The organism is Agrobacterium sp. ST15.13.013 (genome assembly GCF_027956525.1).
Classification (GTDB): Bacteria; Pseudomonadota; Alphaproteobacteria; order Rhizobiales; family Rhizobiaceae; genus Agrobacterium; species Agrobacterium salinitolerans.
The window spans coordinates 1-8498 of the sequence record NZ_JAQKGP010000052.1 but is presented as its reverse complement, the minus strand read 5'-3'; the positions used below and the strand labels follow the sequence as shown (position 1 = coordinate 8498).

7 protein-coding genes and 3 pseudogenes are annotated in these 8498 nt (G+C 56.7%); 4 read left to right on the top strand and 6 right to left on the bottom strand.

What is annotated here, in order from left to right:
- A pseudogene (locus PL597_RS25575) lies at positions 1–186 on the bottom strand (MFS transporter); the annotation flags it as partial.
- Positions 187–724: 538 nt separating this feature from the next.
- Positions 725–2494 (bottom strand): diguanylate cyclase, encoded by a 1770-nt coding sequence (locus PL597_RS25570; protein WP_271366609.1) that lies wholly within the window; start codon positions 2492–2494, stop codon positions 725–727.
- Positions 2495–2914: 420 nt separating this feature from the next.
- Between PL597_RS25570 and gnd the strand changes: the two genes are divergently transcribed.
- The 3 genes and pseudogenes from gnd to PL597_RS25555 all read left to right on the top strand — a co-directional run.
- Positions 2915–3919: a phosphogluconate dehydrogenase (NAD(+)-dependent, decarboxylating) gene (gene gnd, locus PL597_RS25565; RefSeq protein ID WP_137411085.1), complete on the top strand. Its 1005-nt coding sequence runs from the start codon at positions 2915–2917 to the stop codon at positions 3917–3919.
- Between the two features lie 51 nt (positions 3920–3970).
- A pseudogene (locus PL597_RS25560) lies at positions 3971–4363 on the top strand (ABC transporter permease); the annotation flags it as partial.
- A gap of 12 nt (positions 4364–4375) precedes the next feature.
- Positions 4376–4588: pseudogene (locus PL597_RS25555) on the top strand (FAD-dependent oxidoreductase); the annotation flags it as partial.
- Between the two features lie 302 nt (positions 4589–4890).
- Here PL597_RS25555 and PL597_RS25550 read toward each other — a convergent pair.
- The 4 genes from PL597_RS25550 to PL597_RS25535 all read right to left on the bottom strand — a co-directional run bounded on the left by PL597_RS25550 (position 4891) and on the right by PL597_RS25535 (position 7533).
- Complete coding sequence (locus PL597_RS25550; protein WP_271366607.1) at positions 4891–5397, bottom strand: DUF992 domain-containing protein; 507 nt, start codon at positions 5395–5397, stop codon at positions 4891–4893.
- Complete coding sequence (locus PL597_RS25545) at positions 5394–5741, bottom strand: BON domain-containing protein (RefSeq protein ID WP_077984901.1); 348 nt, start codon at positions 5739–5741, stop codon at positions 5394–5396. The genes PL597_RS25550 and PL597_RS25545 overlap by 4 nt, the downstream gene beginning before the upstream one ends.
- 7 nt (positions 5742–5748) lie before the next feature.
- Positions 5749–5928, bottom strand: a complete 180-nt coding sequence (locus PL597_RS25540) for a CsbD family protein (protein WP_077984902.1) — start codon at positions 5926–5928, stop codon at positions 5749–5751.
- Between the two features lie 132 nt (positions 5929–6060).
- Positions 6061–7533 carry a PAS domain S-box protein gene (locus PL597_RS25535; RefSeq protein WP_137411082.1) on the bottom strand — a complete coding sequence of 491 codons (1473 nt, stop codon included), beginning with the start codon at positions 7531–7533 and terminating at the stop codon, positions 6061–6063.
- A 247-nt stretch (positions 7534–7780) separates the two neighbouring features.
- Here PL597_RS25535 and PL597_RS25530 point away from each other — a divergent pair, with 247 nt between their 5' ends.
- On the top strand, positions 7781–8338 hold the full coding sequence (locus PL597_RS25530; protein ID WP_137411081.1) for a hypothetical protein: 558 nt from the start codon (positions 7781–7783) through the stop codon (positions 8336–8338).
- Positions 8339–8498 lie beyond the last annotated feature (160 nt).

Genomic DNA, 8498 nt, shown 5'->3' with positions numbered 1-8498 from the left:
GGTAATGCCGAGATCGCGCGCCATGGGCGTCAACAATCCCGCTGGCAGGAACTCGGCCGAAACCAGCGCAAAACTGGTGGCCGCCATCGAAAGAACCGCAAACCAGGTCGCAGCTGTCCATGCGGGTTCTTCTGCGGCCTCCAGGGCAATTGTTGACCCATCAAAATCTGATGTCGTGTCCGTCATGGTCTCTCTCCTTGAGTTGGGAGAGTTTTAGACGAATTTTTTCGGATGATATGTATCTAAAAATCCGAATTCCATGCCTATTCCTCCGAACTTTGTGCGTTGCACAATGTTCGGATGTGAATGTGCGTGGCCGCTTGTCTCCGGTTCATAGTCTGACTCTCAAGCGAATGCGGGCCATGTGGTTGAGGCGAATGCCGTGCATCACGCCGGTAAATTGATAGAGCGACATTCCCGATAATGTTGCCGGGATTATGGAGGCGTTCGGCACGCGAGTGGATACGGGCCTCATGGTAATTTGCCGTTGATCTCGATTCTTTCGGTTCACGGAGCCTGTTATGGTGGTTAAGCCATCATACGGCACGGCCCAGACGAGCGAACGACACGTTTTCGCTGTCCTTGGTATTTAGCCTTCCAGATCATGGCCTGCCGTCGGTCGGACAGGCGTGCAATTTTGATTTCTAACGGGTGCTGGCAGGAGCCGTCGATGCCCATGGCGTGAGGCGGTTTATTGACGGACTGGGGGCGCCAAGCCCCTCGTTCACATCGCGTCGGACGATACCCATTTGTTGCGACCGTTCTGTTTGGCGTTCAAGAGTGCGGCGTCTGCTCGTTCCAGCACGCTACTCACTGTCCCTCCCGCCGGTGCGGTTGCAATACCGACAGATACGGTAACCGGGTCAAGCAGGCGACCACGATATTTGAACGGCGCGCGTTCAACCGCATGCCGGAGTCTCTCCGCAACCTTGATGGCATCTTCAATACCCGCAGCCGGCATCAACACAGTGAATTCCTCGCCGCCGAAACGGAATAGTTCACCCAGTTCGCCGACGGCTTCGGAAAGGACCTGGGCAACATATTGCATCACCGCGTCACCGGCATCGTGGCCAAAGCGGTCGTTGAAGCGCTTGAAATGGTCGATATCCAGCATGAGACAGGCCAGTGAATCGTCTGGCTTCTCAATATGCTTGTTCAGCGCCTCATCAAGAGACCGACGGTTCAGGAGACCGGTCAAGGCATCGTGTCTGGCCATGCCAACCAGCCGCTGCCGCAGTTGGAGGTTTGCGACGGCAAGACCAATATTCTCGGCGAGGAGTTCCAGATAAAGTCGCTCTGTCTCCAGTGCTTCATTTCTTGCGGGAATTTCGAGGTACAACAGGCCGACGGTGTCCCCCAAGGCGGTCAGCGGTATACAGAGACCGGTTCCGAAAATCCCCTGGAGGTGATGGCAGACGACGTCGTCCCCGTCGGGATTGTTGGTGTGGGGACGTCCGCGACGCAGAGCCCAGCAATCATCGATCAAAAAATCAGACGAGGAAAACGAAGGGTCGGACCATTTTCCGGTCGATTGGAGAAGTGTACTGTTTTCCTTGAGCACAAGGAGCCGGCCCGCGATAGCGGGAAAAATCTGCGGCATGAATTTCGCAACGACGTCGGACAATTCATCCTGATTCTGGCACGCCTGAATTCGATGCATCATTTGCAGGATTAGGTCCTTGATGCGTTGGTTCCTGCGGTGCTCTGCATCAAGCCGTTCCCGTTCCAACCCGTTGCTGCGGAAGATGCGAATGGCTTGGTTCATTTCTCCAATTTCGTCACGTCGCCCTTCGTCTGGTACCTCTATACTGTAGTCCTGCCGGGCAAGGCGCATGACGATATTGCTCATTCTGATAAGGGGCGCGGCAACCCGTCTGCTGAGGACAAAGTACAATACGGCCAAAAACATCAGTGCGGTCAGGGCAAGCATCATCTTGGCGATAGACCCGTAGAAATCACTTCGGCTTTTGGCCTGGCCAACTGTTGCCTGCGTGCGTGCCGCAACCGTCTCTCTCACATTTGCAACGCTATTCAGCAGACTTGTATGCAGTTGATAATACTCGTCACCGAACAGGACCTGTTGCGCTTCGTTCTGGCGCCCGGCGCGATAAGAAGCGATGGCCTCTCGTTCCATCGCGTCCAGAGTGTCAGCGCTCTTGCGTATATCCTGAAACAATCCTTCTTCCTGCGGCAAGGCACCGCGCGCAGACAGTTTATCCAAGGCTTCTTCGAGGTGATTTTCCTGATCTTCGTCGACATAGAACTTTGCCAGATGTTGCTCGTCGCCTCGCATAACGTAAAGACGCGCCTCCTCGGCGCGCTCGTCCGCGATGATCACCAGTTCCTCGGCAAGATCGTTTAATTCGAGATGAGATTCGATTGCCGCGCGCTCTTGGGAGGCGCTTCTTGCCGACAAAATGAATGTGGTGGCTGATACTGTCGTCAGTATCAGCGTTACGGCATAAGCCAGGTTTGTGATGGTGCCAAGTCGCATGGTGGTGCCAAATCTTGCCGCACGGTATCACGACCGGGTGCGGCGGGTCCAATTTGTGGGTTTGACCAATCATTTCGCCAAGTCTGTCTGATCCCCTATGGCTACGTCTTAGTCCCGCGGTCCAAAATGTCCAACGTGCTGTGTGGATTAAATTACCAAATCTTTAGTTGTGCGCCATTTCGCCAGTACCTAGCTTACCGGTAAGGCCGCATCCGATGTGGACATGCGCCGTATGATGATGCGAAGTGGTACTGCATTCTGCGCTCGTACTTTTTTGACTGGCCCATGCAGGACATAGCGTGCAGCCAGATCGTCTTCACCTGCTTTTGGGTGAACGCGGGAGTTTGGTAAAACGGGGCTCTTACCGTTCGTCTCGGTGAATGAAGCGTCCATAGCGCATAGGAAAGAAGGAGTTGCAACATGCAGATCGGAATGGTTGGGCTTGGACGGATGGGCGCAAATATGGTGCGCCGCCTTTTGAAATATGGTCATGATTGTGTGGTTTTCGATGTCAATCCCGAAAATGTCGCTGCGCTGGTGAGGCAAGGCGCGACCGGTGCCACCTCGCCGGACGATCTCGTTGCGAAGCTTTCACCGCCGCGTGCAGTCTGGCTGATGCTTCCCGCTGCGATTACGCCGAAAATCGCCCGTGACTTTGCAGTGAAACTTTCTGCGGGCGATACAGTCATCGATGGCGGCAATTCGTTTTATCGTGATGCGATTGACCTGGCGGCGGAGTTTGCCATCAAAGGTGTCGATTTCATCGATACTGGCACATCCGGGGGCGTCTGGGGGCTGGAGCGCGGCTTTTCGTTGATGATTGGCGGCCCGGTGGCTGCCGTGCAACGGCTCGATCCGATTTTTGCGTCGCTCGCCCCCGGAGCTGGCCAGGGCATTGTTGCCGATCCCGTTACCGGCACGGCGCCAATGGGATATCTGCATTGCGGACCGTCAGGGGCGGGACATTTTGTCAAGATGGTTCATAATGGCATCGAGTACGGTGTCATGGCGGCCTACGCCGAAGGTCTGAACATATTGAAGGCTGCCAATGCCGGTATGCAGAACCGCGCGGCGGATGCGGAAACGGCCCCTCTCGCCCATCCGGAATATTACCAGTTCGATATCGATCTTCCTGCCGTGACGGAGGTCTGGCGGCACGGGTCTGTCATCGGCTCATGGCTGCTCGATCTGACGGCCGAGGCCCTGAAGCAGGACCCTGATCTAGACCAGTATGGTGGCCGGGTTTCGGACTCCGGCGAGGGGCGCTGGACGCTGCAGGCGGCTGTCGAAACGGGCGTACCGGCTCCCGTGCTGGCATCGGCGCTGTTCGAGCGCTTCTCGTCACGTGGTGAGGCCGAATTTGCCGGCAAAGTGCTCTCGGCAATGCGCAATGCCTTTGGTGGTCATCTGGAAAAGGCAAAATAGGCGCGCAGGCAGCGGACAGTTACGATCGGACGGGCCGGCTTCAGGCATATGTCCTGGATGAAGATTGCACGCTTGGTCGAGGCAGAGGTCCGTTCCTTGCGTGAGCGAGACTTCGTGATGGCAGCCCACATGCTTGGTCTGCTCAATGGTTGGATCTTGTTTCGGGAATTACTGCCAAATGCTGCCAGGCCCACCATCGTCGCGGCGACGTTGACGGTGGCGCGCGCCATTCTTCTTGAGGCCTACATCAGTTTTCTGGGTTACGGCATTCAGCCGCCGCTGCCAAGCTGGGGCAACATGTTGAGCGGTGCCGAGCAATATCTCGACAGGGCGCTCTGGCTCGCCATAGTACCCGGTGTCGCCATCACGCTCGACGTCACGAGTTCCAACTTCATTGGCGACGGACTTCGCGACGCGCTCAATGCTCGCAGCGATTTGAATTGAGAGTTCGGGCTGATGTCTTCTTTCTCGCCTTTTGGCGCCACGCTCTGGTATGCGACGGGCGCTTCCGCACCGGTTACGGAACCACTCTCCGGTCTTATCCAGGCAGATATTTGCATTGTCGGTGCCTGTTATATCGGGCTGACCAGCGCGCTCGAACTGGCCAGGGAAGGCGTTGACGTCATTCTTCTGGAGCGGCAGGAAATTGGTTTTGGAGGTTCCGGCCGCCGTCCGATTTGGCAGGACGACATCGAAAACGGTACGCTCGTCGCCGTCTGGAAGACGGAGCCCGCCACCTACAACTACCTCGGCCGCGAACTTGAAGAAACTTTTGTGGTGGTTGAGGGCGAGACGATCTATTCGCAGGCGGCACGCGCTCCGAGGGTTATTCCTCAAAGTCCGACGGAGGGGTTGAACGGCCGAGGCAAAAAGCATTTTTCCAGGCTGCCACACGCTTCTAAAAAAGCGCGCCGCGATGAACGCGACGCGCTTGCCGTTGACGACCCCATACGACCGCGGAGACGGACGGATTAAATCGCTCGCTTCAGTTGGAGGTGGGACACGCCAGCAGCCAAGTTCACGCCGGTACCAACTTCGGCACTGATCGGCTGCAGCGCGAAGTTCTTTGCGTTACCGCCGATCAGCGCGTTGGCGCCCACGCCCACACCGACCGACGCGCCGGCAGATGCGCCAACATAATCACCGCTCAGCGCGCCGTCGCCAACGCGGCTTGCCGCCGTATTGAGCACGATCCAGCTCATATAGGTCTTGCCGGTCACACCGATGTCGAGGCCAAGCTTGCCGATTGTGCCGGTGTAGCGTTCCGTCTTGCCGGAGCGCTGACGGAACTCGCAGCTCACCGCCTTGCTGGAGCCGACGACGAGGCCGACGCCACCGGCGATTTCACAGGACAGGGTGCCGACGCGTTCCTTCTGCGCGGTTTCCGTTGCACGCTTGCCGCTGTGCTTCGTTTCGGCGGAAGCGAGTGGGGCGATGGCCAGAGTTGCGATTGCAGTTGCAAGAACGAGTTTCTTCATTGTTTGTCACTCCTGTTATTCTTTACAAGTTGGATGCGTGGGGCAGAGGCATCCAGATAGGTATGGGGGCGCTGCCGGATCGCCAGATCGGCGATGATCGGCCGCGATGCGAAACATTCTGCGATGATGACCGCCCGTTCGAAGGCAGAGAGTGTTTCCACTTCGCCCGAGAGCACGATCCTGCCCTCGACGGATGTGACGGAGATCGAGCTGTCTTCCTGTCCATCGGCATAGGCGAGCACGGCTTGCAAGGCGGCACACAGGCTGACGTCCTGGGGGAGGCAGTTTGTGGCCGGGGTCAGTTCACAAGCAAGCATCATGGTGAAACCTCCTACCTTGAACATCAGCGGTTCACTTGAATGCCTTTTTGACGGCGTCCTTGGTCTGGCCGAGCTTCTCCTGCGCCTGGCCCGCCAGTTTTTCGGCTTTGCCTTCCGCCTGAAGCTTGTCGTTTCCGGTGATCTTTCCAGCCGCTTCCTTGATGCTGCCCTTTGCCTGACGGGCGATGCCTTCGATACGGTTGTTGTCCATGACGAGTTCCTTCCATCGTTTTGAGGGTGCCGCTGTTGGTAACGGCATGATGGAAAGATAGGCCGGCAAAATCGCCGCTGGCAGAGCAATAGCTACTAGTTCGACTGGTACAAATTGACCTAATTTGCGGGTTCAGCCGCTATTTTTTTTACTGCCGACAAATCCACGCTCCCGCGCCCAGACTACCGCCGCGGTTCGGCGGTTGACACCGATCTTGCCGTAAAGAGACGCGATATGGTTGCGGATCGTGTGTTTGGAGAGGTTCAGCCGATCGCTCATTTCCTTGTCGCTGCAACCGTCACAGATTAGCGATAGTATCTGCTCCTCCCGATCCGTGAGATCCTTCAGCGATGCGGTCGATGTGGCGCCGCGCGAATTTTGCCGCAGCCCCGCGAGCCGCTCAACAACGGTACGGCTGAACCAGGAGGTGTCGGCCATGACACTTTCGATGGCTTCGATCAGCTCGTTTTCGGATCTTCGCCGTTCCGTAACGTCCTGTATCGCCCAGATGACGCAAAGCTGGTCATTGATCTCTGCGCGTTCTGCCGAAACGATGCACTCAGCTACGCCGCCATCAGCGAGGTTCATGCGCAGATTTTCATTCCGGATAGGGATATTGTCCTTCAGCCGTTTCTCGATATCGCGTCGTGCTGCCACATCGTCCCACAATCGCAACTCGCTTGCGGTTTTGCCGATCACCTCGGCTTCCATGTGACCGCAAAGCGTCAGAAAGGCATCATTGACCTCCGTCAGCACGAAGTCGCTCAGCCTGGAAATTGCCGCCGGCGCGGGCGACAGACGGAAGGACTTGAAGAATCTTTCTTCGCTCTGGCGAAGCGCGTTCTGTGCCTTCCGGCGCCCGTCGAGATCCGCGAAGGTGAACAGCATGCAGGGCTCTTCGGCAACCGCGATTGTTTCCCCTGCCACGATCACCAGCCTGTCACCGCCCGGAATGGGAATGAGCGCCTCGCGATGGCGAATTACCCGGCCTTCATGCAGACGCTTCAGCGCATCCTCACCGGTTTCGCACTCGGAAAACAACCCGAGTTCCTTGACGCTGATACCGATGATCTCCTCGCGGTTAAAGCCGGTCATTTCCAGAAAACCCTGATTGACGCGAATGAAACGCTCGTCTTCCAGCCGGCAGATCAGACCCGGCGCCGGATTGGCGTTAAAGGCGCTCTCGAATCGCGCTTCAGCCTCGAAGCGCGGTGTCTCGTCGCGAATGATCAGCACCAGCACATCGGGTTTTGCGCCGTCATCTTCAAGAATAAGGCCACGCAAGGTATGGACCCAGCATTCAGCCGCATTGTCACTTGGCGATATCTCCACTGTCACATCTTCGAATGTCTCTCCGGCAAGTAGCCGCTCAAGCGGATACTGACCTTCGTCGAGAAGATGATTGTTGCGATAGCGAAGCGTGAAATTGCGCCTGTAGCTTTCGGCGTCGGCGCCAAGCTCCGACACGGTCTCTATGCGGTGCATCTCCAGTGCTGCCTTGTTGGCCCATGCGATCGTTCCTTCGGTTTCCAGCAATATCAGCCCATCGCTGAGGCCTGCGATCAGGTTCTGTAACACGAGGCGGTTGATCTTCGGCAGGTTCACGGTGTCATCCTTCTAGCCCTGTGGCTTCTGGTAGTTTGTGTCGTCTCTAACGCCAAGCGACGTTAAGTGTTGCAGGACGCCACTTGGCCAGAAAACGAAAAATGAGGGATAGACGAGCGCTACATCCGTTTTGCGTGTCGATTTCGGGAACCGCCATCGCACTTTTGTCCCGCCACTGAAACCAAACGGGCCTTTTCTTCGTATCTAGGCCAGCGGCCAACTAGGCGCTAACGGAGAAGACGGTCTGATGGAGCTTGGAAGAGACGATAGGCGGACGGGCCTGGCCGTAACCGATGACCTGACGAAGGCGACACTGACCATTGCCTGGGTCATCATCCTGAATAAGCCGTTTTATCCGCTCTATGTCTGGTATCTCGTCGATGCCGGTGCTGCTGAGGCATCGCTCGTTACGCTGCTATCGCTGCCGTTTTTCCTTTTGATCCCACTTTTGGCAAAGAAGTCCAATCTGGCTGCGCGCGTGGCGCTGCCTCTTGTGGGAACGTTTGATACCCTGTTTGAAACGGCGATATTCGGCGACCAATCCGGCACCGAATTTTTCTTTGCGGCGTGCATCATGCTGGCAACCATCTCGTTCCGTGCAGACGAAAAGCGCTGGCAATATGTAACTGCAATTCTTGTTTTTATCGCGTTTTTCTGCTCGCGCACATTTTTGGGCGCGGGGCTGCAATCCTGGTCGGCAGATGATCTTGCAACGCTTGTCAATCTGAATGCGTTCTCCGCAGCTAGCCTCATGACCTTTATCGCGTTTCGATATGCCGGCTTGTCCCGGCGAACCAAAACCTGAACCCGTTTTATCGATAGGAGGAGTTTATGCAGAAAAATCGCAAGCGCGTCGTGGGTGCGCTGTAAGCGGCAAGCTGAGGCCGTTCAGGCCTTGTAGCTCCACGGCATAAGGGTATGGATTTCGCTGCTAGGCCAGCCGTTTGCAAGGCGCTCGAGCGTCT